Source organism: Bradyrhizobium sp. HKCCYLRH3097, from assembly GCF_051167875.1.
Classification (GTDB): Bacteria; Pseudomonadota; Alphaproteobacteria; order Rhizobiales; family Xanthobacteraceae; genus Bradyrhizobium.
In genome coordinates, this window is the sequence record NZ_JBNPTX010000004.1 from 300,254 (window position 1) to 323,642 (window position 23,389).

16 protein-coding genes are annotated in these 23,389 nt (G+C 66.9%); 4 read left to right on the forward strand and 12 right to left on the reverse strand.

Annotated elements, in window-relative coordinates:
• The first annotated feature begins 6 nt into the window (after positions 1-6).
• Positions 7-474, forward strand: coding sequence for a secondary thiamine-phosphate synthase enzyme YjbQ (locus tag ACQR0U_RS12930; RefSeq protein WP_315717905.1), 468 nt, complete (start codon positions 7-9; stop codon positions 472-474).
• Between the two features lie 108 nt (positions 475-582).
• On the opposite strand, the gene ACQR0U_RS12935 is transcribed toward ACQR0U_RS12930, so the two are convergent.
• Positions 583-2,253, reverse strand: a complete 1,671-nt coding sequence (locus ACQR0U_RS12935) for an MFS transporter (protein WP_315717904.1) — start codon at positions 2,251-2,253, stop codon at positions 583-585.
• A gap of 352 nt (positions 2,254-2,605) precedes the next feature.
• On the opposite strand from ACQR0U_RS12935, the gene ACQR0U_RS12940 reads away from it, so the two are divergent.
• The gene (locus tag ACQR0U_RS12940; RefSeq protein ID WP_315717903.1) at positions 2,606-3,280 is read left to right on the forward strand and encodes a response regulator transcription factor; all 675 of its coding nucleotides are present in this window, start codon (positions 2,606-2,608) and stop codon (positions 3,278-3,280) included.
• Between the two features lie 1,106 nt (positions 3,281-4,386).
• Here ACQR0U_RS12940 and ACQR0U_RS12945 read toward each other — a convergent pair.
• On the reverse strand, positions 4,387-4,761 hold the full coding sequence (locus ACQR0U_RS12945; RefSeq protein ID WP_315717902.1) for an alpha/beta fold hydrolase: 375 nt from the start codon (positions 4,759-4,761) through the stop codon (positions 4,387-4,389).
• Positions 4,762-4,787: 26 nt separating this feature from the next.
• Entirely contained in the window at positions 4,788-5,759 is a 972-nt protein-coding gene (locus ACQR0U_RS12950; RefSeq protein ID WP_315717901.1) for an alpha/beta fold hydrolase, read from the reverse strand.
• A gap of 103 nt (positions 5,760-5,862) precedes the next feature.
• Here ACQR0U_RS12950 and ACQR0U_RS12955 point away from each other — a divergent pair, with 103 nt between their 5' ends.
• Positions 5,863-6,795: a LysR family transcriptional regulator gene (locus ACQR0U_RS12955; RefSeq protein WP_315717900.1), complete on the forward strand. Its 933-nt coding sequence runs from the start codon at positions 5,863-5,865 to the stop codon at positions 6,793-6,795.
• A gap of 14 nt (positions 6,796-6,809) precedes the next feature.
• On the opposite strand, the gene ACQR0U_RS12960 is transcribed toward ACQR0U_RS12955, so the two are convergent.
• The 6 genes from ACQR0U_RS12960 to ACQR0U_RS12985 all read right to left on the reverse strand — a co-directional run bounded on the left by ACQR0U_RS12960 (position 6,810) and on the right by ACQR0U_RS12985 (position 17,086).
• Entirely contained in the window at positions 6,810-10,328 is a 3,519-nt protein-coding gene (locus ACQR0U_RS12960; RefSeq protein WP_315717899.1) for a PAS domain-containing hybrid sensor histidine kinase/response regulator, read from the reverse strand.
• Between the two features lie 421 nt (positions 10,329-10,749).
• Positions 10,750-11,979 carry a 5-aminolevulinate synthase gene (gene hemA, locus ACQR0U_RS12965; RefSeq protein WP_315717898.1) on the reverse strand — a complete coding sequence of 410 codons (1,230 nt, stop codon included), beginning with the start codon at positions 11,977-11,979 and terminating at the stop codon, positions 10,750-10,752.
• Positions 11,980-12,188: 209 nt separating this feature from the next.
• Positions 12,189-13,247 (reverse strand): MBL fold metallo-hydrolase, encoded by a 1,059-nt coding sequence (locus ACQR0U_RS12970; RefSeq protein WP_434843287.1) that lies wholly within the window; start codon positions 13,245-13,247, stop codon positions 12,189-12,191.
• Positions 13,248-13,438: 191 nt separating this feature from the next.
• Positions 13,439-15,577 (reverse strand): methyl-accepting chemotaxis protein, encoded by a 2,139-nt coding sequence (locus ACQR0U_RS12975; protein ID WP_434872166.1) that lies wholly within the window; start codon positions 15,575-15,577, stop codon positions 13,439-13,441.
• Between the two features lie 243 nt (positions 15,578-15,820).
• A complete protein-coding gene (locus ACQR0U_RS12980) occupies positions 15,821-16,555 on the reverse strand; it encodes an outer membrane protein (RefSeq protein WP_315717895.1) in 735 nt (244 codons plus the stop codon).
• 219 nt (positions 16,556-16,774) lie between these two features.
• Positions 16,775-17,086 (reverse strand): hypothetical protein, encoded by a 312-nt coding sequence (locus tag ACQR0U_RS12985; RefSeq protein WP_315717894.1) that lies wholly within the window; start codon positions 17,084-17,086, stop codon positions 16,775-16,777.
• Positions 17,087-17,372: 286 nt separating this feature from the next.
• On the opposite strand from ACQR0U_RS12985, the gene ACQR0U_RS12990 reads away from it, so the two are divergent.
• Positions 17,373-19,361: a methyl-accepting chemotaxis protein gene (locus ACQR0U_RS12990; protein WP_315751316.1), complete on the forward strand. Its 1,989-nt coding sequence runs from the start codon at positions 17,373-17,375 to the stop codon at positions 19,359-19,361.
• A gap of 81 nt (positions 19,362-19,442) precedes the next feature.
• Here the strand turns inward: ACQR0U_RS12990 and ACQR0U_RS12995 are convergent, their stop codons facing one another.
• From ACQR0U_RS12995 to ACQR0U_RS13005, 3 genes are read right to left on the reverse strand one after another with little or no spacing between them, the layout of a single operon-like run.
• Complete coding sequence (locus tag ACQR0U_RS12995) at positions 19,443-21,707, reverse strand: xanthine dehydrogenase family protein molybdopterin-binding subunit (RefSeq protein WP_434843285.1); 2,265 nt, start codon at positions 21,705-21,707, stop codon at positions 19,443-19,445.
• Entirely contained in the window at positions 21,697-22,755 is a 1,059-nt protein-coding gene (locus ACQR0U_RS13000; RefSeq protein ID WP_434843284.1) for an FAD binding domain-containing protein, read from the reverse strand. Before ACQR0U_RS13000 ends, ACQR0U_RS12995 begins: the two co-directional genes overlap by 11 nt.
• Complete coding sequence (locus ACQR0U_RS13005; protein WP_434843283.1) at positions 22,752-23,246, reverse strand: (2Fe-2S)-binding protein; 495 nt, start codon at positions 23,244-23,246, stop codon at positions 22,752-22,754. The genes ACQR0U_RS13000 and ACQR0U_RS13005 overlap by 4 nt, the downstream gene beginning before the upstream one ends.
• Positions 23,247-23,389: the final 143 nt, after the last annotated feature.

Sequence of the window (23,389 nt, forward strand, 5' to 3'; positions counted from 1 at the left end):
GTATCCATGTCGGCACGATCGGCCTCGCGCACGGCACTTTCGGTCGTCGCGATCGATACGGTGGCGACGTCGATCCTGACGGCGCAGACTTCGGGCCGCGGCTTCACCGATCTCACGCGCGAGGTCGAGGCGTTCCTGCGTGAAGTATCCGCCAGGGAAGGCGCGGTGACCCTGTTCGTTCGCCACACCTCGGCGTCGCTGACGATCCAGGAGAATGCCGATCCCACCGTGCTGCACGATCTCACCACGGCGCTGGCGCGGCTGGCGCCGGAGGATGCCGGCTGGATGCACGACACCGAGGGGCCGGACGACATGCCGGCACACGTCAAGACCATGCTGAGCGCGGTCTCGCTGCAGGTGCCGGTGCAGGACGGACGCATGATGCTCGGCACCTGGCAGGCGCTCTATCTGATCGAGCATCGTGCGCGTCCGCATCGGCGCGAGGTGGTATTGCAGTTCATCGGCGCGGCCTGAGGCCATAAAGAGAAAACCCGCGGGTCTGAAATGCGGAACGGCCGCGGAGTGATCCGCGGCCGCTCGTCGTTGGAGGCAGATGCGAGCGGGGTGCCGCTCGCCTCGTGATCAATTGGCCTGGATGTCGACGTCCTTGGTTTCCGGCAGGAACAGGAAGCCGACCACCGCAGTGATCACGGCGAAGAAGATCGGGTACCACAGGCCGGCATAGATATCGCCGGTCGAGGCCACGATCGCGAAGGCGGTTGCGGGCAGGAGGCCGCCGAACCAGCCGTTGCCGATGTGATACGGCAGCGACATCGAGGTGTAGCGGATCTTGGTCGGGAACAGCTCGACCAGCATCGCGGCGATCGGGCCGTACACCATGGTGACGAAGATCACCAGGATGAACAGCAGACCGATGATGGCGGCCACCTGCGGACGGAAGATGTCGAACGGATGCGCCATCTTGACGATCCCGGCGTCACCCGCCTTCGGATAGCCGGCCTCGCCGATCGCGGCCGTCAGCGCCGGGTTGCTGGTCTTCGCATCGGTGTAGGGCACTTCCTTGCCGTTGAAGGTGACCTTCACGCCGGAGCCGGCCGGGCCATAAACGGTCGAGTACCTGACCGAGGACTGGGCCAGGAAGGCGCGGGCGGTGTCGCAAGGCGCGGTGAAGACGCGGGTGCCGACCGGGTTGAACAGATCGCCGCAGCCGGCGGGATCAGCCACCACTTCCACCTTCGTCGCCTCGATCGCCTTCTCCAGCGCCGGATTGGCGTTGGTGGTGATCATCTTGAAGATCGGGAAGAAGGTCAGTGCCGCGATCAGGCAGCCGCCCATGATGATCGGCTTGCGGCCGATCTTGTCGGACAGCATGCCGAACACGATGAAGAAGCCGGTGCCGAGCAGCAGCGACCAGGCGATCAGCAGGTTGGCGGTGTAGCCATCGACCTTCAGGATCGATTGCAGGAAGAACAGCGCGTAGAACTGGCCGGTGTACCAGACCACGCCCTGGCCCATCGTGGCGCCGATCAGCGCCAGCAACACGATCTTGGCGTTGCCCCAGTTCGCGAACGCTTCCGTCAGCGGCGCCTTCGAGCTCTTGCCCTCGTCCTTCATCTTCTGGAACACGGGCGATTCGTTCAGGCGCAGACGGATCCAGACGGAGACGCCGAGCAACAGCACGGAGACCAGGAACGGAATGCGCCAGCCCCATTTGGCGAAGTCGGCCTCGCCGATGATGGTGCGGGTGAACAGGATGACCAGCAGCGACAGGAACAGGCCCATCGTCGCCGTCGTCTGGATGAAGGAGGTGTAGTAGCCGCGCTTGCCCATCGGGGCGTGCTCGGCGACATAGGTCGCGGCGCCGCCATACTCGCCGCCGAGCGCGAGGCCCTGCAGCAGGCGCAGGCCGATCAGGATCACCGGTGCCGCGAAGCCGATGGTCTCGGCGTTCGGCAGCAGGCCGACGATGAAGGTCGACAGGCCCATGATCAGGATCGTGACCAGGAAGGTGTATTTGCGGCCGACGATGTCGCCGATGCGGCCGAACACGATCGCGCCGAACGGGCGGACCAGGAAGCCGGCGGCGAACGCGAGCAGTGCGAAAATGTCGCGGGTGGCTGCCGGATAGCCGCTGAAGAACTGCGCGCCGATGATCGAGGCCAGCGACCCGTAAAGATAGAAGTCGTACCACTCGAAGACGGTGCCGAGAGAGGAGGCCAGAATGACGAAGCGTTCGTCCTTCGTCATGCCTCCCGATCTCGCTTGTGTGGCTACCATTGTTGACATCGGCATTCGCTCCCCATGATTGTTGTGATGATGGCTTTCGCCTCCGCATGCCGGACTTGGACGGCGCAGGTCGCGGAGACCTTGCTCTTCAGTAACATTGCAGTGAAACCCGCCCCAATACGACTTTCGGCTCTGCCCTCTGCGGCGCGCGGGAAAGATGGGGACATTGCGCCGGATCAAGTTCGGTGAGCGGCCGTCGCGCTACCGATGTTGCGTTGCACAAGGTTCGGATTAACCGCCTTCCCTGCAAGTGGAATTGGACGCTTGCATGCAACCGGTGGCCGGGCGAGTATTTCCGGAAAACCGGGCGCGTGCAGTTGCAGCACGTCGTCGGTCTCGCAAGGTCAAGTCTGGATTCATGGCGGCTGCCAGCACCCATCTCGTCATTGCCGATGATCACCCGCTGTTCCGCAACGCTTTGCGGCAGGCGGTCGCGAGCGTGCTCGCGGAGGCCGTGGTCGACGAGGCCGGTTCGTTCGAGGACCTCACCGCGCTGCTGGAAAAGGATTCCGAGGTCGATCTCGTACTTCTCGACCTCACCATGCCCGGCATCTCCGGCTTCTCGGGCCTGATCTATCTGCGCGCGCAATATCCGGCGATCCCGGTCGTCATCGTGTCGGCGAGCGACGATGGCGCGACGATCCGCCGCTCGCTCGATTTCGGCGCCTCCGGCTTCATCCCGAAGCGGTTCGGCGTCGACACGCTGCGCGATGCCATCAAGAAGGTGATGGACGGCGACGTCTGGGTGCCGCCCGACACGGACTTGGCGGCCGGCGCCGATCCGGAGATGACCAGGCTGCGCGACCGTCTGGTGACGCTGACCCCGCAGCAGGTGCGGGTGCTGATGATGCTGTCGCAGGGGCTGCTCAACAAGCAGATCGCCTACGAGCTCGGTGTCTCCGAGGCGACCATCAAGGCGCATGTGTCGGCCATCCTGCAGAAGCTCGGTGTCGAGAGCCGGACGCAGGCGGTGATTGCGGCGGCGAAGATCGCGGGCAGCGCCTGGCGGCAGGACGCGCCGACGGGGAAGTAAGCGACGGGAAAATCTGGATGAGTCGTCATTCCGGGTTCGGCTCTGCGAGCCGCCCCGGAATGACGACACCCCGCAGCTGTCTGCCGGAGGCGCCATTGGCCGGCGCTTGATGCCGTCTTGCAGTGTATGTGGACAGCGTCCATTCCGCACGCCTTCTGCTTCACTCGCGACACACCTTCACGGCCTCGCGGCGCATCGCGCGTCCGAGCTTTGCCGATCATCCACCCTCTTGAACAGAGGGCGCAGGGAAGGCCGGGCGCTGGCCGCGCCCGTGGCCCGCCTGCAGAAAAAAGCAGGCGGCAGTCACCACAGGTCTGGCCGAACACACCCGGCCCTCCCTGCGCGATGGTTTTGACGGCTGCTCCGAGCTCTCCCCGGGGACCGGCGTTCTTGCCCCCGTCGTCGGCAACATCGTCGTCACCGACTTGGCATCAGCACCGGGATGCCAGGACCACACGGCTTGACCGTGCGCGCCGGATCGTTCGTCGGCATGAATGATCACGCTGCGACCCGACGCGCCCACCGCGTCCCGCACCCCACGTTCGTGACGATCGCGAAGCGCCCCTCATGACGAGCACGGGACGACTCAAGGGGTAGCACGATTTCGGGGAAAAAGAAAGTCTGTATCTAGGGGGACGCAGAGCAAAGTGCGCAAGCTTCGCTTAGGCCCATCTCCGTGCAAGTCTCCCCAAAGCCACGGTAAGATTCCGCAGGTGTGCCGAGGCGCCCTGCCGCGAGGTTTGCGACGTTGAGTTTTGTTGGACTGTTACCGAGGCCTTCCAGTCTTGTGGAGCAAGTGACGCCTTGTTGGTCCGTACATCAATCCGGTCGGCTAGACCTGATCTTTGAGATCGAGTGTAGCAATCTCCTCCCTCACTTCGTCGCTAAGATAATTGGGATTGACCGTTCGCAGATATCGAAGTGCTTCTACGTCATTGGCCTTGTACTCCAGGCGTCGCTTGTAAAATGTTAGGCGACCTTCGGATTCCGAGATTATCTGACCCCAGGTCTTTACCCAAACTCGAACCTTCGGCTCGTCATACTCGGCCACTAAGCCGCGTGCTTTGCCAGTCTGGCGCGTCTCAATTTCGGTGTCGCGAGTCAAGCTATTCGATATTGCAACGAAGTCCCATTCCACATTGGGAGCCTTGAACCTGTCGTCCGAAGCAACTGCCTTTGCGTACGAGGATCTGCGCGATCAGGCCGCCGAAGGAATGGCCGATGAGGGCGGGGCGCCGGTCGAGTGCGCCCGCGATCGCGGCGAAGTGCGCCGCTACCTCGCCGATGGTTTCGGGCGCGGCGGCGCCACCCATCTCCGCCGGCCAGCCGGGCGCCAACCCGGCGTAGCCGGCGGCGTCGAACAGCTCGACCCACCGATCCCACGAGCCGGGCTTCAGCCACAGGCCGTGGATGAAGATGATCGCGCGCCTTTGCGAGGCGTTGGCCCCGCCGATCGCATCATCGCATGTGTGGGTCGACATGATCGGCGCCCTTCTGCTGCGTTGGATCAGTTGCGCGGCGGCGTGGCGGCGGACTGCCCGTTGAGGAAGGCGTCGATCGCAGCGACCGTCGCGGCCGGCTGCTCCTCCATCAGCCAATGGCCGGAGCCGGGGATGACCTGCTCCTGCACGTTGGACGCGCCGGCCCGTGCCACCACCGCCATGGTCGGGCCGAAGGACGCCGCGCCACCGATCGCCAGCACCGGCATCGTCAGCTTGCCATGCGCCGCGAGCCAGGCGCGGTTGTCGATCGCGTCCTGATCGAAGGCGGCGAACTGGCTGAAGCCCGCATGCATCCGCCCCGGGCCGGCATAGAGCTGCGCGTAATGGACGCGCGCGGCCTCCGGGAAGTGGGCAGGGTTAGCCGAGAACTCGTTCCAGAAGCGGTCGAGATAGATGCGCTCGCGCCCCTCCACCAGGCGCTCCATGTCGGGGCCGCCGAAGCGGAAGTGCCACAGCAGCGGGTTCTTCAGGATCTCCTCCCACGGGCCGATGCCCGGCACCGGCGCATCCATCAGCACCAGCTTGGTCACGCGGTCGGCGTGCCGCGCCGCCAGCGCATAGGCGACCATGTTGCCGATGTCGTGCGCCACGACCTCGGCGGTGCGCGCGCCCAGCGCGTCCATGACGCCGGTGATGTCCTCGGCCTGGTTGGCCTTCTCAAAGCCCCTGTCGGCGCGGGCGGACAGGCCGAGCCCGCGCAGGTCGGGCACGATCACGGTGTGGTTCTCGGCGAGCTTAGCGGCGAGCGGCACCCACATGTCGCCGGTGTCGCCATAGCCGTGCAGCAGGACGACCGCCGGTCCGCTGCCGCCGACGCGGACATGGATCGTGGTGCCGTTGGTCGGGATCTCCTGGGTGCGGAAGGTCTTCGGGAAATTGCCGGGCGCGTCGGTTGCGTCGGCGAGGGCGGCGCTGGTCAGCATCGTGAGCGCGCTGGCGGCGAGGGCGGTTCGTTGCAGCAGGCGGGGAAGGGTCATGGCGATCTCCTCAGTGGCCGTGTTGATGCACGCAAAGCTAGACGAGGGAGGTGCGCGGTATTAGAGGGTAGCCGCGCCAAGGATTTTTGATCGGGACGCAAAGATGGTACTGGCCAGCGCGGATCGTGCCAGGGATCTCGAAGTGTTCTGCGCCGTCGCCGGCAGCGGCAGCTTCTCGGCCGCTGGTCGCAGTCTCGGGCTGACGCCATCGGCTGTGAGCCGGACGCTCGACCGCATCGAGGCGCGGCTTGGCGCGCGGCTGCTGTTGCGAAGCACGCGGGCGCTGACGCTGACCGCCGAGGGGCAGTCCTATCTCGCGGCCGCCCGTCGCATTCTCGCCGACCTCGACGAGGCCGAGCAGGCGATCGCAGACCAGGGCGCGCCGCGCGGGCGCATCCGGGTCAGCGCCGCCCTCTCGCACGGCCGCGTCTGCATCGTCCCTCTGCTCGGCGAGTTCGTGCGGCGCTATCCGAACATCCTGGTCGACATCAATCTGAGCGACGGGCTCGTCGACGTGGCGGCGGGGCAGGCGGACGTCGCGATTCGCGGCGGTCCGCTGCCCGACAGCGCGCTCACCGCGCGCCGCCTCGGCGACAACGGCCGCACCATCGTCGCCTCGCCCGACTACCTGGCGCGCTGGGGCGTGCCGGAGGCGCCGGAAGACCTCTACAACCACAATTGCCTGAACTTCAGCTTTCGCCGCGCCGAGCCGGTGTGGCCGTTCCGCCGCGATGGCGTCGACTATGCGCTGAAGGTGCGCGGCGCCGTCGAAGCCAACAGCGGCGACACGCTCAGCCAGCTCGCGCTCGATGGCGTCGGCATCGCCCGCGTCGGCGATTTCAGCCTCGGCAACGCGATCGCAGAGGGGCGGCTGGTGCCGCTGCTCGAAGCGTTCAATCCCGGCGACAGGGAGGTCTTTCACGCCGTCTTCGTCGGCGGCGCCAACACGCCCGCGCGTGTTCGGGTGTTCGTGGACTATCTGGTCGAGCGGATGGGGGACAGTCCCGGCAAGGCAGCAACGCGGCGAGGGTCGTGACTTGGCAGCCGCCCTTACTCCGCCGCCACCATCTGCTGAATCCGCCACTGTCCCAACAACGCCCGCAGCGACGCCGGCTTCAGCGGCTTGTTGAGCACGGCGATGTTGTCGTCGCGGGCGGCAGCGCGGACGTGGGGGCTGCGGTCGGCGGTGATCAGGATCGCGGGCAGCGCCTCGTTGAAGCGGCGGCGGATGTCGCGGATGGCGGCGATGCCGTTGCCGCGGTCGAGATGGTAGTCGACGAGCAGGCCGGTGACGGCGCCGTCGCGCGCCGCGATCGCCTCCATCGCGGACTCCGGATCAGGGACGGCGATCACCTCGGCGTCCCACGCCGTCAGCAGGGTCTTCATGCCGTCGAGGATCGCCGGATCGTTCTCGATGCAGACGATCAGGGCGCCCGCAATCGGCGTCGTCGCCAGCGGGGTCGCGGTGGTGACGGCGGCGGTGTGGTTGATCGCCTTGGCGATCGGCACCGTCACTGAGAACACCGAGCCGCGGCCGGGCCGCGAGTCCAGCGCAATGCCGTGGTTCAGCACGCGCGCGATGCGCTCGACGATCGACAGCCCCAGGCCGAGGCCGCGCGCGATCCGCGCGCCCTGCTCGAGGCGGTGGAATTCCTTGAAGATCTCGCCGCGCTTGACCGGGGGGATGCCGACGCCGGTGTCGTAGACGCCGATCTGCAGCGACTGGCCGTGGCGGCGGCAGCCGACCAGCACGCGGCCCTTGGGGGTGTACTTGATGGCGTTGGAGATGAAGTTCTGCAGCAGCCGGCGCAACAGCAGACGGTCGGACTCGACCGGCAGCGACGACGGCACGAACACCAGCTCCAGACCCTTGGCGCGCGCGGCGGGCGCGAACTCGATCTCCAGCGAGCGCATCAGGTCGGCCATCTTGAAGCTCGAGACCTGCGGCGTCATCGCGCCGGCATCGAGCCGGGAGATGTCGAGCAGCGCGCCGAGAATCTCCTCGATCGCCTCGAGCGAGTCGTCGATGTTCTCGACCAGGCGCGAATCCTCGCCGGCCGTCTGCCGCTCGACGAGGCTCGTCACGTAGAGCCGCGCCGCGTTCAGCGGCTGCAGGATGTCGTGGCTGGCCGCCGCAAGGAAGCGCGTCTTGGAGATGTTGGCGTCCTCGGCGGCGCTCTTCGCCAGCGCCAGCTCCGAGTTCAGCCGCGTCAGCTCCTCGGTGCGGTCGCGGACGCGCTTCTCCAGCGTCGCATTGGCGCGCTCCAGTGCCTCGGCGGCTTCGAACGAGGGCGTGACGTCGGTGAAGGTGATGACGAGGCCGCCATCCGGCATGCGGTTGGTGCGGACCTCGATCACCATGTGTCGGTCGGCGAGGCGTTCCAGATAGGGCTCGCCTTCGGTGGTGTAGGCGGCGAGCCGCCGCGCCAGCAGCGCCTCGCCGTCCTCATAGGTGGGCGCGCCGATCGTGCCCATGAATTCGAGGATTTCCTTCAACGGACTGCCGATCTGCACCAGATCCGGCGGCAGCCCGAGCAGGTCGACGAACTGGCCGTTGGAGCAGATCAGTTGCAGGTCGGCGTCGAACACCGCGATGCCCTGGCGCACATGGTTCAGCGCGGTCTGCAGGATCTCGCGGTTGAAATGCAGCGCGGCATGGGAATCGTCGAGCAGCTTGAGCGCGGCCTTGGCCGACACCGTGCGCTTGCGCAGGAGCAGCGACATCACAAGGCGCGACGACGCCGCGCCGATCGAGGAGGCGATCAGGTGCTCGGCATGGCGCAGCAGCTCGAAATCGGCCGGCGCGGCCGGATCGAGCGGGAGGTTGCGCTGGGCGGCGAACGCCTCGAACGAGGCGCGGGCACGGTCGGGACCGAGATATTGGCCGACCGTGCTCTGGATGTCCTGCACCGTCACGGTCGAGCGCCAGCGCCGGAAGCTCGGCGCACTCGGCGTCAGCTCGGCCGGCACGAAGATGTCGGCCTGCAACAGCTCGATCGACGACGGCTGCCGCGCCAGCGACAGCACGACGTAGGTCAAGAGATTGAGCGACAGGCTCCACAGCACGCCGTGCAGCAGCGGCGGCAAATCGGTGCCGAGCAGCGCCTGCGGCCGCAGCGGCTCGAAGCCGAACGGACCGTGCTGCAGGAACAGGATGCCGGCGGTGGAGGTGTCGAGGAAGCTCGGGATGAACAGCGTGTAGAGCCAGACGGCGAAGCCGACCAGCATGCCGCCCATTGCGCCGCGCGCGGTCGCGCGCCGCCAGAACAGACCGCCGAAGAAGCTCGGTGCGAGCTGCGCGATGGCGGCGAACGACAGCAGGCCGATCGCGGCGAGCTGGGTGTTGCCAAGCGCGCGGTAGTAGAAATAGGCCATCACCATGATGGCGAAGATCGCGATGCGGCGGGTGCCGAGCAGGAAGCCGGCGAAGTCGCGGCCGATCTCGCGCTGCTCCTGGCGCTGCAGCACCAGGGGCACGACGATGTCGTTGCACACCATGATCGACAGCGCCACGCATTCGACGATCACCATCGCGGTCGCCGCCGACAGGCCGCCGACGAAGACCAGGATCGACAGCCATTGCGAATTGGCTTCGATCGGCAGCGCCAGCACGTACATGTCGCTGTCGACGGCGCCGAACGGGAAGGTGATGAGGCCGGCGAGAGCGATCGGGATCACGAACAGATTGATCGCGATCAGATAGAGCGGAAACAGCCAGCGCGCACGCGACACCTCGGCATCGTCGGCGTTCTCGACCACGCTGACATGGAACTGGCGCGGCAGCAGCATCGCGGCGCAGAACGATAGCAGGGTCATGGTGAGGAAATTGCCGATGCCCGGCACATATTCCAGCGCGCGCTCGGCCTCCGGCGATTTCATGGCCCGCTCGATCAGCTCGACCGGCGAGAACATCCAGAAGGTGACGAAGGCGCCGGCGGCGATGAAGGCGACCAGCTTGATGATCGACTCGGTCGCGACCGCCAGCATCAGGCCGTGCTGATGCTCGGTGGCGTCGGTCTGCCGCGTTCCGAACAGCACCGCGAAGACAGCCATCGCCAAGGTGACCATCAGCGCCATGTCGCCGACGAAGGGGATGTGGGCGAAGGCGCGGTCGTCGATCAGGATGGTCTGCAGCGACGAGGCGACGGCCTTGAGCTGCAGCGCGATGTAGGGCACCGAGCCGATGATCGCGATCAGCGCCACGGTGGCCGCCACCGCCTGGCTCTTGCCGTAGCGGGCGCCGATCAGGTCGGCGACGGAGGTGATGTTCTGCGACTTGGCGAGCCGGATCACCCGGCGCAGCAGCGGCGTGCAGGCGCCGACCATCAGGATCGGCCCGAGATAGATCGCGAGGAAGTCGACGCTGGTGCGGGAGGCAAAGCCGACCGAGCCGAAGAAGGTCCAGGACGTGCAGTAGATCGCCAGCGACAGCGGGTAGATCAGCCCGGCCAGCCGACCGCGGCTCTCTGCCGGCCGCCGTTCGCCGGCCCGGTTGCCGCGGCTGGCGACCAGGAACAGGAACCCGATATAGCCGAACGCGGCCAGGATCACGCCCCAGTCGTGCAGCATGCCTTGACGCCAACTCCTCGATCGATCCCTCTGGACGGGCAGCAAACCTAGCGCTTTGCGGGAGGCGGAGCGATAGGGATGTGGCGGCGGAAGCGGGAATCAGGCGGCGTCGTTAAGGGGCGGGCGCGCCTCAGATGCAAGGATGTGGTTAGGCGAATACAGCCTGTGGGAGTCGATCTCTCACGGCGAGGTCAGTCGGCTCCCCTCCCCCTTGCGGGGAGGGGGTGGGGGTGGGGGTCTCCGGGCGATGAAGGAAGTTGGCGTGCGCTGTCCAAATCTCAAACAGCCGGATTTGTCGCGCTGAAGGGCCTCGGCTCTCACTGAAAGTCGGATTCGTGGACCCCCACCCCCAACCCCTCCCCGCAAGGGGGAGGGGAGCGCACCGCGTGTGTGGCGGCGGCTCGCGTTGCACGGTCGGGAGCTACTCCGCCGCCAGCGGCTTCTTGTGGAGCGCGAGTCCCAGGCGTTCCCAGACCTGCAGCAGGGCCTCGGCCAGGCGGTCGATCAGGCCGTCGTCGTGGTAGGGCGAGGGCGTGATGCGCAGGCGCTCGGTGCCCTTGGCGACCGTCGGGTAGTTGATCGGCTGGATGTAGATGCCGTGCTCTTCCAGCAGGAGATCGGAGGCCTGCTTGCACTTCTCGGGATCGCCGACGAACAGCGGCACGATGTGGGTGTCGTTGGTCATCACCGGCAGGCCGGCGGCATTGAGGACCGCCTTCACCCGTGCGGCGCGGTCCTGGTGGCGCTCGCGCTCCCAGCTCGACGATTTCAGGTGCTTGATCGCAGCCGTGGCGGCCGAGCAGATCGGCGGCGGCAGCGCGGTCGTGAAGATGAAGCCCGGCGCGTACGAGCGAACCGCATCGATGATCTCGCCCTTCGCGGCGATGTAGCCGCCGAGGCAGCCGAACGCCTTCGCCAGCGTGCCTTCGAGGATGTCGATGCGGTGCATGACGCCATCGCGCTCGGCGATGCCGCCGCCGCGCGGGCCGTACATGCCGACCGCGTGCACCTCGTCGACATAGGTCATCGCATTGTAGCGCTCGGCGAGATCGCAGATCGCAGCCAGCGGCGCCACGTCGCCGTCCATCGAATACAGGCTCTCGCAGGCGATCAGCTTCGGCCTGTTAGGACCGGCGGCGATCAGGAGCTGTTCGAGATGGGCGAGATCGTTGTGGCGCCAGATCTGGCGCTCGCAGCCGGACTGGCGCACGCCCTCGATCATCGAATTGTGGTTCAGCGCGTCCGACAGGATCAGGCAGTCGGGAATCAGCTTGGCGAGCGTGGCGATGCCGGTCTGGTTCGACACGTAGCCGGAGGTGAACAGCAGCGCCGCTTCCTTGCCGTGGAGGTCGGCGAGCTCGGCCTCGAGCTGCACCAGGGGATGATGGGTTCCGGCGATGTTGCGGGTGCCGCCGGCGCCGGTGCCGACGCGGGTTGCGGTCTCGACCATCGCGCCGACCACCTTCGGGTGCTGGCCCATGCCGAGATAGTCGTTGGAGCACCAGATCACGACATTGCGCGGTCCGCTCGGCGAGTGCCAGGTCGCGTGCGGGAACCGGCCGGCGATGCGTTCGAGATCGGCGAAGACTCGGTAGCGACGCTCATCATGCAGGCGACCGAGGGCGGCACTGAAGTACTGGCTGTAGTCCATCACGAAACCCGAACTGGCGCGCTGCAGTGCAGCACCTGAAGCGAAAACCTCGCGGCATGCGTGGCGTAAGGTCTTCTTAGAGCGTTTCCAGAGCGGCTGTCGAGCCGGAATCCCAAGGCGGGAATTGGGCGATTTGTCCAAGGGGGGAGTGATCTCGGCCGAACGGCGCCGGGATTGCGGCGACGCGGCGGCGTCGCGGCCCCGCAGCCTCAGGTGGTGCGATAATGCAGCACGCCGTCGATGGTCTGGCTGGTCAGGCGGCCCTCGACCAGCATGTAGTTGACATGGGCGATCAGCTCGCCGGCGGCGAAGCCCATCTGGTGCGGGTCGAGCACGTGCTTGTGGAACACGACCGGCACGAGCTGCGCCGAGGTCTTCGGCTCGTCGCGGCAGGCGTCGGCGATCATCCGGCAGCGCTCCTCGTGGTGGTCGGCGAGCTGCTTGATGCGCGTCTTCAGCCCGTAGAACGGCACGCCATGGCCTGGCAGCACCAGCACGTCATAAGGCAGGGTGGTGGTGAGGCTCGCCAGCGACGCCAGATATTCGCCGAGCGAGTTCTGGTCGGGCTCGACCGCCCAGACGCTGACATTGGGCGAGATCTTGCTCAGCACCTGGTCGGCGGACAGGAACAGCTTGTCGGCGGCGCAGTACAGCATGACCTGGTCGAGCGCGTGCCCGCCGCCGGTGATGACCTTGAAACGTCGGCTGCCAATCTGGATTTCGTCGCCATGGGAGATGCGGCGGTAGGAGGCCGGCAACACCGAGACGCGCTGCAGATATTCCTGGCCGCGGCCGAGCAGCTTGTCGGTCAGGGTCTCGTCCATGCCGTGGCGGCGGAAGAACAGCCGCTGGGCATTGCGGCGCTCCTCGGTGCCGCGGTTCTGGTGATAGACCGACTGCAGGTACTCGACCTGCGACATCACCAGCGGGCAGTCGAAGCGCTCGACGATCCAGCCGGCGAGCCCGACATGGTCGGGATGCGAATGCGTCACGATCAGCCGGCTGATCTTGACGTGCTTGAGCGGGCCATCGAGCAGCCGCGTCCAGGCGGCGATCGACTCCTCGTTGCCGAAGCCGGAGTCCACCGCGACCCAGCCATCGCCATCGGCGAGCAGATAGATGTTCACATGGTTGAGGCGGAACGGCAGCTTCAGGCGCAGCCACAGCACGCCGGGCGCGACCTCGACGACCTGATCCTCACCGGGATGCTGCTCCCAGGGATAGCGCAGGGCTTCGGCGGAGGAGTGAACGGTGTCTGTCTTCGTCATGCCTCATCGATTAACGGCCGCCGCGCGCGAGCGCCAGCCGAAAAACACATGGCTGGACGGCATTCCGGGGTACGGAAGCTGCGTCGGGTCGCGCCAGCATGACCTGCCTCGACGCCTTCTGCTTCGCCACGCCCCCGTCATTCCGGGGCGAGGCCGCAGGCCTCGAACCCGGAATGACCGGCGAGTAGCAACTACGCCGCCCTGATGTTGGTCAGGAACGCATCGACCTCGGCGCGCAGGGTGTCGGCCTCGCGCCGCAGCGCTTCGGAGGCACTGAGCACCTCGTTGGCGGAGGTGCCGGCCTGGGCCGAGGCGCTGGAGACGCCTGTGATGTTGTTGGAGACCTCGGTGGTGCCGGAGGCCGCCTGCTGGATGTTGCGGGCGATCTCGTGCGTCGCGGTGCCCTGCTGCTCCACGGCGGCGGCGATCGCGGTGGTGACGTTGTCGATCTCGGAGATGGTCTCGCCGATGTTGCGGATCGCCGACACCGCCGACGAGGCGACCTGCTGCATGCCTGCGATCTGGGTGCGGATCTCGTCGGTGGCCTTGGCGGTCTGGCTCGCCAGGCTCTTCACCTCCTGCGCGACCACCGCGAAGCCGCGCCCGGCCTCGCCCGCGCGCGCCGCCTCGATGGTGGCGTTGAGCGCGAGCAGGTTGGTCTGCGAGGCGATCGCCTGGATCAGGTCGACGACGACGCTGACGCGGCTCGCGTTGTCGGCGAGCCCCTGCATCGTCGAATCGGTGGCGCCGGCTTCCTCGACCGCCTTCTTGGCGATCTGGGCCGAGGTCACGACCTGGCGGCTGATCTCCGCGATCGACGACGACAATTGCTCGGTGCCGGCCGACACGGTCTGGACGTTGACCGAGGTCTCCTCGGCAGCCGCCGCGACCGCATTGACCAGCGAGTTGGACTGGTCGGCGGTCTGTGACATGCTCTGCGCGGTCGCCTGCATGGCCGTGGCGGAGTTCTGCAGCGTGCCGAGGGCGCTGCGCACCGTCGCCTCGAACGTGGCGATCTGGGCCTCCATGCGCGCGGCGCGCTCGGCCTTGGCGGCATTCTCGCGGTCCTGCTCGGCGGCCAGGGTGCGGGCACGGACCATGTTCTCGCGGAACACCTGCAGGGTGTCGACCATCGCGCCGATCTCGTCGCGCTGCTTCGAGGCCGCAATCTCGGTGTCGAGATCGCCGCTCGACAGCGTCTGCATCGCCTGCTGCAGCCGCTTGATCCGGCGCAGGATGTTGCCGCCGACATAGAGCCAGACGAACAGCACCGAGCCGAGCAGCGTGGCTGCGCCGGCACCGGCCATGCCGAGCGTTGCCAGCTCGATGTCACGGCCCGCCGTGCCGGTGGTGCTTTCGGTCGACTTGCGCACGCCTTCGACGAGCTGCTGCACGCTGATGTCGAGACCGACATTGAGCTTGCGCGTCTCCTCCAGCACGGTCTGCCCGTAATCGTTGGCGTCGAGCTCCTTCTCGCGCGTCTTGAACACGCGGGCCTTGCCCTCGCCGAGTGCGGCGAGCTTCAGCGCGGCATCGTGGATTGCCTTGGTGCTGCGGCCGGTCGGCAGCAATTCGAGATTGGATTTGAGCTGCGCCAGCGCCTCCTTGAACTGCCGCTCGATCGTCTCCAGCGTGTCGCTGTCGTTGGCCGATAGCGCGGCGGCCATCTGCGCCACCAGCAGGTTGCCGGACGCGATCACGTTGCCGAGCTGCTCGACGAACCGTGCGGCCGCCGTCGCGTCGTCCGCCGACACCTCGGCCGCGCCGAGCACGGCGTTGAGCTGCGTCTGGGCATCCAGCATCGGCTCGTTGGCGGCGGCAGTGAAGTCCGCCTGCGCCTTGCGCAACGCGTCGTACTGCTTGTTGTGCAGGGCCGCGACTTCGAGACGCTCGCGTGCGGCGGACACCAGGCTCTGATTGGCCTCGTTGATGTTCTTGATGGTCTCGGCGAGCGGCGCCACCACGCTCTTCGCGGCGCCGAGCGCGCTGATCTCGCTCAGGCGCTCCTGCGTGGTCTTCTGGATCTCCTGCATCTTCTTCAGGCGCTCGTTGAGCGCGTCCTCGCTCTGGGACTGCAGCAGCGCCGGGCCGAGGCTGGCCAGGCCGGAGCTCTGCGCCAGCAATTGCAGGCTCGCGGTCAGGCGCGGAATCTCGCGGCCCGAGAGTTCGACCATGGTGCCGCCGACGTGTCGCAGCATCAGTCCCGCAGCGACGCTGATCGCGATCGCCATGCCGGCGATCACTGCGAAGGCTGCGAACAGGCTGCCGCGGACGCCCCATCTGGGTCGCAGGACTCCGAGCACCCTGCTGAAGCTGAACCGAATCGCCATCTCTGGTGTCCCCCGATATGCACTACTTGGAGCTGTTGCTTGCAGGCAGTATCGCGGCGGGCGGTTAACAAATCCGGGAAACTACTCGGGCAGTGCTGAGTTTTCTCGCATTTTCGCATTTCACCGTGCGGCATTTAACGGGACGGAAGGGATTGTTGGGCCGCGCTTTCGATAACCTATGACAGAAAAGGCCGGCATCGCTGCCGGCCTTCCCGTCGTTTGTTGTTATTTGACGCCTGCGGATCAGTAGCGGGCCGCGAGCGGAGCGCCCCAGTTGAAGCGGTAGTTCACGCCAGCCTTGAAGGTGTGGTCGTCGGTGGTGAAGCTGCCGGTCGGCACCAGCGCGGCGGGCGCCGTGAAGGTGGCGCTGCCGAAATTGTAGTACTGATACTCGGCCTTGGCCGACCAGTTCGGCGCGAACATGTATTCGAGTCCGCCGCCGACGGTCCAGCCGTTGCGATGGTCGCCATTGGTCGCGAAGCCGACCGGCGTGCCGGCGAACGTCACCTTCTCGTTGTTGTCGGAATAGGCGTAGCCGCCCTTCACGTAGAGCAGGCCCGGACCCCAGGTGTAGCCGAAGCGGCCGGTGATCGAGCCGAGGCCGCGCTGGCTGTTGGTGTAGACGAGGCCGCCGGGGAAGGCGGCGCCGACGCTGCCGCTCAGCCAGCTGTACTGGCCCTCGGCGCCGATCACCCAGGTCGGTGCGAACTGCCAGTCGGCGCCGACCTGCAAGCCGCCCAGGAAGCGGCCGTTGGAGTTGTTGCCGGTGGCGAGGCCGGAGAAGTTGTTGTCGCTCGAGAACGCGCCGCCGAGATGGGCGCCGAGATAGAAGCCGGTCCAGTTGTAGATCGGGGCGGCGTAAGCCGGCGGCGCCTTGGTGGCGTAGGGATAGGTCCGGGCGCCGAGATCGGCGGCGACAGCGGACTGGGCCGAAGCCAGCGCGGCGACGGCAACGGTTGCGAACAGGATCTTCTTCATGGCGGGTCTCCGATACTCAACTAACAAGGCTCGCGCATCGCGCGCCGTCGATGCATCGGAGATAGATCGCTTTTGAATAAAATGCTGTCACTCCCGCAGCACACCGGCCTCCAACCCGACCTTCTCCGGGCAAAGGTTCTGGCGTAGTTAGTAATGCACTAACGAAGGCTGAACCGGGAGTTAACGCCGGGCCCCTTTGTGCCGCCGCGGCACAACCGGTTAAGGCGCGTTAAGAGCTCGATGCAGAGCCGCGACTGCGTCGCGCAGCTGCTCGCGATGAACGATGTCGTCCTTGGGCATCGAAGCGATGCCGGCGGCGAGCTCGTGCAGAATCGCGGCGAGCAGTCCGAAGTTCAGGTGCATATGGATCGACTTGCGGACGTCCTCTGGGCCGGGCCGCTCCAGGGTCAATGCCAGGCCGGATGATTCGAGATGGGCTTCGAACCGCGAGGAATGCTCGAACGTGCCGGCATAGAACTTGTCGGGATATTCGAGCGCGATCTCGGCCTTGTCCGGGATGGGTTTCGACATGGTGGCTCCTGAAGCGACGATGCATGAATGTTCGCAGATCCGCCTCCCGCCGCCTTGCGCCAGGTCATAGTGGGAGGAGCGCCTGCATCCTCGGCCGAAACGGGCTGGACCGCATTTCTACGGAGGCGGAAATTTACCTTCCCTGAGAAAAGGTTGTGCACGCTGGATCAAATTAACGACTCGATGCCGGTCGTTCCGGACGGACCAGCTCCATGCAAGCGAGCGGAGAGGGCTCCGGCGGGGCGACGGCGGGTGCAGTCCACCCTCCAGCGAATGTGCCGCCGACATGAAGATGCGTCTCTCCATTTCCACGTTCATTGCGGCTTTTGGCCTTGTGCTCGCACTCGGCTTCGGTGCGGTCGTGCTGACCAGCGCCTATGCGCTTCGCGAGCTCAAGGTCGGCGGGCCCCTCTACGACAAGATCAAGCTCGGCAATGATCTGGTGGCCGACATCCTGCCGCCACCTGAATATGTGCTCGAGGCCTATCTCGAGGCGACCCTCGCACTCCGGACGCCGAACGATCTCGACACGCACGTCACGAAGCTGGCGCAACTGAAGAAGGACTATGAGGATCGCAAGACGTTCTGGACCGGCTCGGCGCTGCAGTCCGATCTGAAATCGCTGCTGGTCGAACGATCGGACGGCGAGGTCCGGAAATTCTGGCAGGCCCTGGAGGCCGAGTTGATCCCGGCGCTGCGCTCCGGCGACATGGCGAAGGCCGATGCCGCCTATGCCCGGCTGGCCGAAGCCTACGCCGCCCACCGCGCGGTGATCGATACGCTGGTCGACAAGGCGAACAAGCTGAATTCGGACATGGAGGCGACGGCGGCGACCCAGGATCGCAGCATCTCCATCATTGTGTGGACCGTGTCCGGCATCGTTCTGGCTCTGGTCGTCGCCGGCATGTCGGGGCTGGTGATCGGCGTCGTCCGTCCGCTGTCGCGCATGACCGGGCTGATGCGGCGGATCGCCGAGGGCGATCTGTCGGCCGACATTTCCTATTCGGAACGCGGCGATGAGATCGGCGCGATGGCGGGCGCGCTGAGCATCTTCAAGACCAACGCGCTCGAGAACGCGAGCCTCCGCGACAGGCAGGAGCGCGATCGTGCGGCCGCCGAGGAGCATAAGAAGCGCGCCATGCTCGACATGGCCGACGTGATCGAGCGCGAGACCGAGACGTCCGTCGAAGCTGCGGCCGGCGCATCGCGCCAGGTCGAGGCCGTCGCCGCAGGCCTCTCGAAACTGGCCGAGGAACTGTCGACCGATGCGCAATCGGTGGCCGCAGCCTCGGAGAAGTCGCTCTCCAATGCCCAGACGGTCTCGTCGGCAGCCGAGCAACTGAGCTCGGCGATCCGCGAGATCTCGAGCCAGGTGGCGCGCGCCAGCACGATCACCAAATCGGCGGTGACCGAGCGCGAGAAGGCGAAGAACACGATGCTCTCCTTGTCCACGGCCGTGGACAAGATCGCCGAGGTCTCCAACCTGATCGGCGGCATTGCCGAGCAGACCAACCTTTTGGCGCTCAATGCCACCATCGAGGCCGCGCGCGCCGGCGATGCCGGTCGCGGCTTTGCCGTGGTTGCGGCCGAGGTCAAGTCGCTGTCGGATCAGACCGCCAAATCGACCGAGGAGATCTCGCGCCTGATCGGCGAGGTGCAGACCACCACGCAGGCGACCGTCGACGTCGTCGAAGGCATCGGCAGCCAGATTTCCGAGATCGACGAGGTCGCAGCCTCGATCGCCGCGGCGATGGAGGAGCAGCACGCGGCGACCCAGGAGATCAGCCGCTCGGTCCAGTCATCGGCCAGCGCGGCGCGCGACGTGTCGTCCAAGATCGGCAATGTCGGCAGGGACGCCGGCATGGTCAATGATCGGGCCGCCGAGGTGCGCAACGCCATCGGCTCCGTGGCAACGGGCCTGACCTCGCTCCGTGCCACGCTGGTGAAGGCCGTCAGGACGGCGACCGCCGAAGCCGATCGCCGTCAGTCGCCGCGGTTGAAGTCGAGCCTGTCGATCAAGGTCGTCGACGATCGCAGGGGCGCGGTGAAGGCCGATCTGGTGGACATTTCCGAAGGCGGCGCCTGGTTCCGGTTCGACCCCGAGCCGGGCATCGGCGATCGCGGCGTCATGGAATTCAGCGGCTTCGACGGAAGCGTGCCGTATCGGGTTCGCGCCCGTGAAAAGGACGCGCTGCATGTCGAGTTCGACCCCGGCCAAAATCGCGAGGCGTTCCTGGCATGGTTCAGGCGGACCTTCGCACGGCAGGCGGCCTAGACGGAGCGAGGTCGCCTGCCTCCGCTCTCGGTCAGGAGAACGGAGGCATTGCTTCGAACGGGCTTCGTCAACGCGCCAATGTCATTGGCGCGAGACCAGATCGCTGATCCGCACCGGAAAGCGCCTGATCCGAATGCCGGTCGCGTGCGCCACCGCGTTGGCGACCGCCCCGGCAGAGCCGGTGATGCCGATCTCGCCGACGCCCTTGACCCCGAGCGGGTTGACGAACGGATCGTGCTCCTCGACCGTGAAGGCCTCGATCGCCGGAACGTCGGCATTCACCGGCACATGATACTCGCCGAGATTGGCATTCATGATCCGCCCGGTGCGGCGATCGGTGACCGCCTCCTCGTGCAGCGCCAGCGAGATGCCCCAGATCATGCCGCCGACGAGCTGGCTCTTCACCAGCTTCGGATTGATGATCCGCCCCGCCGCGAATGCGCCGACCATGCGGGTCACCCTGACCTGGCCGAGATCGGGATCGACCTTCACCTCCGCAAAGACAGCGCCATGTGAATGCATCGCATATTGCTCGTTGGCCGCAGGGTCCGGCATGCCGCTGCCGGAGCCCTCGACCTGGTCGAGGCCGGCGCGGGCGAGGATGTCGGCGTAGCTCTCGCCGCGGCCCTCGTCGTCGCGCCGAAGCAGCCGACCGTTGCGCGCGATCACGCCGGCGTTGCCGGCGCCGAACAGCGGCGAGCGCTGGTCTGATGTCGCAAGCTCGGCGAGCCTGGCGATGACGGCGGCGCCCGCATTGTGGATCGCAGTACCGACCGTCGCCGTATGTGCCGAGCCGCCGGCGATGCCGGCATCCGGCAGGTCGGAGGTGCCGGCCTTGAACGTCACCCGGTCCAGTTCGAGCGCGAGCGAATCTGCCGCGATCTGTGCGAAGGCGGTCCAGGCGCCCTGACCCATGTCGTGCGCGCCGCTCTCGACGACGCCGGTGCCGTCGCGCCGGATCACCGCGCGGGCCTGGCCCGCGAACATCAGCGCATGGAACGTCGCCGTGCCCATGCCCCAGCCGACCAGGAAGCCGTCCTTGTCGCGCATCATCCGCGGCTTCAGCGGCCGCTCCCACCAGCCGAACCGCTCGGCGCCTTGCGTGTAGCACTCGCGCAGCGCCTTGGATGAGAACGGTTTGCCCGTGGCCGGCTCGACCTCGGCGTAGTTCTTGACCCGGAAGGCGAGCGGATCGAGGCCGCAGGCTTCCGCCATTTCGTCGACGGCGCTCTCCAGCGCGATCGATCCCGGCGCGATTCCGGGGGCGCGCACGAACAGCGGCGTGCCCGTGTCCATGCGTACCGCGTCATAGGTCGTCGCGATCGCCGGTGCGGCATAGAGCGTGTGCGTCACATGCGCCGCCGCTTCGTAGAAGTCCTCGAAGCTGGAGGTTGCGATCCTCGCGTGGTGACGGATCGCCGACAATTGTCCGGTGCTGCTGGCGCCGAGCTGCAGCGTCTGCCGGGTCGGCGAGCGATGGCCGAACGGGCCGTAGAGCTGCTCGCGCCGCGCCACCAGCTTCACCGGGCGGCCGACCATCCTGGCGGCGAGAATGCCGAGGACCTGCGGCCCGGCCATCAGGCCCTTGCCGCCGAAGCCGCCACCGAGATAGGGGCTGCGGATCAGGATGTTCTCAGGCGCGATGCCGAACAGCTCGGCAAGGCGGCCGCGCATCATCACCAGGCCCTGGGTCGGCGTGTCGATGATGAGCCTGTCGCCCTGCCACTCGGCGACGATCGCGTGCGGCTCCATTGCGTTGTGATAATGCGGCGGGGTCTCGTAGATCGCGGTGATCTGCTTGTCGCTGCCCGCCAGCGCGGCCTCGACATCGCCGTGATGGCTCTCGGCGGGAAAACCCATGCCGACGACAGGCGGCACATAGGCGTCGGCGGCATCGAGACCGATGCGGGCCGGCTCGGCCTCGTAGCGCGGCGACAGCAGCGCGGCGCCCTCGGTCGCGGCTTCCAGGCTTTCGGCAATGACCAGCGCGATCGGCTGGTTGGCGTAGCGCACAAGGTCGTTCTGCAGCGCCTCGAAGCGGAATGCGAACGGGTTCGGCTTGCCGTCGGGATCGGCGTGCAGCGGCGGCCGGTTGGCGGAGGTCATCACCTCGACCACGCCGGGATGCGCCTTGGCGGCGTCGACGTCGAGCGCGATGACGCGGCCGCGCGCGATGCTGGAGACGGCGAGCACGGCATAGAGCAGGCCGGGCGGATTGTTGTCGGCGGCATAGCGCGCCGTGCCGGTGACCTTGGCACGGCCATCGACGCGCGACAGCGGCTGGCCGACGTTGGAGCCGTGTCTGACATGGGCGGGATCGCGGGAGAGATTGAGCTCAGGCGTCATGAAGTGCTCCTGGAACGGCGGAGAAGGGAGAGGCCGGCAGCGCCGGCACGCGCGACGGCGTGCCTTGGCTCGCGGCTTGCAGCGCGCGCACGATCAGGCTGCGCGCGAGAGTGATCTTGTGGGCGTTGTCGCCGGATGGCTTTGCATCGCGCAGCGCGATGTCGGCAGCCTGCTGGAATGTATGAGGCGTAGCCGGCTGGCCTGCGAGCAGCGCTTCGGCCTGGTGGGCGCGCCACGGCCTGGCAGCGACGCCGCCGAGCGCCAGACGTGCGTGCTTGATCGCGCCGTTCTCGATCACGAGACCGGCCGCGGCGGAGACGACGGCGAACGCATAGGAATTGCGCTCGCGCACCTTCAGATAGCGTGCGTGCCTTGCGAACGCCCGCGCCGCCGCGGGCAGCCGGACCGCGACGATCATCTCGCCCGGCGCGAGCACGGTCTCGCGCTCCGGCGTGGTGCCGGGCAGGAGATGCAGCGCCTCCGGCGCGACCTCGCGCCGGCCGGAGCCGCCTTCGATCTCGACGATCGCATCGAGCGCAGCGAGCGGCACGCAGAAGTCCGAGGGGTTGGTGGCGATGCAGGCCTCGCTCCAGCCGAGCACGGCGTGCTGATGAGTGTCGCCGCCCCGCGCGTCGCAGCCTGCGCCGGGCGTGCGTTTGTTGCAGGCCGAGGCGGGATCATAGAAATACGCGCAGCGTGTCCGCTGCAGCAGATTGCCGCCGACGGTGGCCGCATTCCGCAACTGCGCCGAGGCGCCCGACAGCAGCGCTTCGGCGACCGCCGGGAAGTCGCGCGCGAAGGCCGCGTCATGCGCGAGGTCCGCATTGCGCACCAGCGCGCCGATCCGGACGTCGCCATTGCCTGAAGTCTCGATCCGCGTCAGCTCCTTGATCTGCGAGATGTCGACCAACCGCGCCGGCCTGATGACATTGCCCTTCATCAGATCGAGCAGATTGGTGCCCGAAGCGAGATAGGCCGCGCCGGGCGCACTGGCCGCGGCGACCGCCTCCGCGACCGTCGACGGCTTCACATAGTCGAACCGGTTCATGCCGCGCGCTCCTTGTCCTCGGCGAGCGTTGCCTGGGCGTCGAGCACCGCCTCGACGATGCCGACATAGGCGCTGCAGCGGCACAGATTGCCGCTCATGCCCTCGCGCACGCGCTCCGGATCGCTGCCGGCGTGACCTTCGTTGATGAGCCCGACCGCGCTCATGATCTGGCCGGGCGTGCAGAAGCCGCATTGCAGGGCATCGTGGGCGATGAAGGCTTCCTGCACCGGGTGCAGCCGGTCGCCTTGCGCGAGTCCTTCGATGGTGGTGATCGCGGCTCCGTCGAGGCTGACGGCCAGCGTCAGGCAGGAATTGATGCGGCGGCCGTCGACCAGGACGGTGCAGGCGCCGCACTGGCCGCGGTCGCAGCCCTTCTTGGCGCCGGTGAGGTGGAGGCGCTCGCGCAGCAGGTCGAGCAGGGTGACCCTGGGGTCGTCGAGCGCAAGCGTTCGCGGCTCACCGTTGACGGTGAGTCTGACAGTCCAATTCATGCGTTGTTCCGATCGAAGCGATGGCCTAATCGGATCGCAGCGGGCACCGCCTTACGGGCGAATGTCCGTCCAGATCCAGCGACCGCGGGACGACAGCTGAGGAAGGTTGGCTGTCCCGGGTGGCAGGTCTATTTATACGGAGG

What these genes read in the sequence shown, in the direction of transcription:
- ACQR0U_RS12950 (WP_315717901.1), bottom strand. Translation starts at nt 5,759, where the DNA reads ATGACCCTTCCCCGCCTGCTGCAACGAACCGCCCTCGCCGCCAGCGCG.
- ACQR0U_RS13005 (WP_434843283.1), bottom strand. Translation starts at nt 23,246, where the DNA reads ATGAATTGGACTGTCAGACTCACCGTCAACGGTGAGCCGCGAACGCTT.
- ACQR0U_RS12955 (WP_315717900.1), top strand. Translation starts at nt 5,863, where the DNA reads ATGGTACTGGCCAGCGCGGATCGTGCCAGGGATCTCGAAGTGTTCTGC.
- ACQR0U_RS12990 (WP_315751316.1), top strand. Translation starts at nt 17,373, where the DNA reads ATGAAGATGCGTCTCTCCATTTCCACGTTCATTGCGGCTTTTGGCCTT.
- ACQR0U_RS12940 (WP_315717903.1), top strand. Translation starts at nt 2,606, where the DNA reads ATGGCGGCTGCCAGCACCCATCTCGTCATTGCCGATGATCACCCGCTG.
- ACQR0U_RS13000 (WP_434843284.1), bottom strand. Translation starts at nt 22,755, where the DNA reads ATGAACCGGTTCGACTATGTGAAGCCGTCGACGGTCGCGGAGGCGGTC.
- hemA (WP_315717898.1), bottom strand. Translation starts at nt 11,979, where the DNA reads ATGGACTACAGCCAGTACTTCAGTGCCGCCCTCGGTCGCCTGCATGAT.
- ACQR0U_RS12935 (WP_315717904.1), bottom strand. Translation starts at nt 2,253, where the DNA reads ATGCCGATGTCAACAATGGTAGCCACACAAGCGAGATCGGGAGGCATG.
- ACQR0U_RS12975 (WP_434872166.1), bottom strand. Translation starts at nt 15,577, where the DNA reads ATGGCGATTCGGTTCAGCTTCAGCAGGGTGCTCGGAGTCCTGCGACCC.
- ACQR0U_RS12995 (WP_434843285.1), bottom strand. Translation starts at nt 21,707, where the DNA reads ATGACGCCTGAGCTCAATCTCTCCCGCGATCCCGCCCATGTCAGACAC.
- ACQR0U_RS12960 (WP_315717899.1), bottom strand. Translation starts at nt 10,328, where the DNA reads ATGCTGCACGACTGGGGCGTGATCCTGGCCGCGTTCGGCTATATCGGG.
- ACQR0U_RS12930 (WP_315717905.1), top strand. Translation starts at nt 7, where the DNA reads ATGTCGGCACGATCGGCCTCGCGCACGGCACTTTCGGTCGTCGCGATC.
- ACQR0U_RS12980 (WP_315717895.1), bottom strand. Translation starts at nt 16,555, where the DNA reads ATGAAGAAGATCCTGTTCGCAACCGTTGCCGTCGCCGCGCTGGCTTCG.
- ACQR0U_RS12985 (WP_315717894.1), bottom strand. Translation starts at nt 17,086, where the DNA reads ATGTCGAAACCCATCCCGGACAAGGCCGAGATCGCGCTCGAATATCCC.
- ACQR0U_RS12970 (WP_434843287.1), bottom strand. Translation starts at nt 13,247, where the DNA reads ATGACGAAGACAGACACCGTTCACTCCTCCGCCGAAGCCCTGCGCTAT.
- ACQR0U_RS12945 (WP_315717902.1), bottom strand. Translation starts at nt 4,761, where the DNA reads ATGTCGACCCACACATGCGATGATGCGATCGGCGGGGCCAACGCCTCG.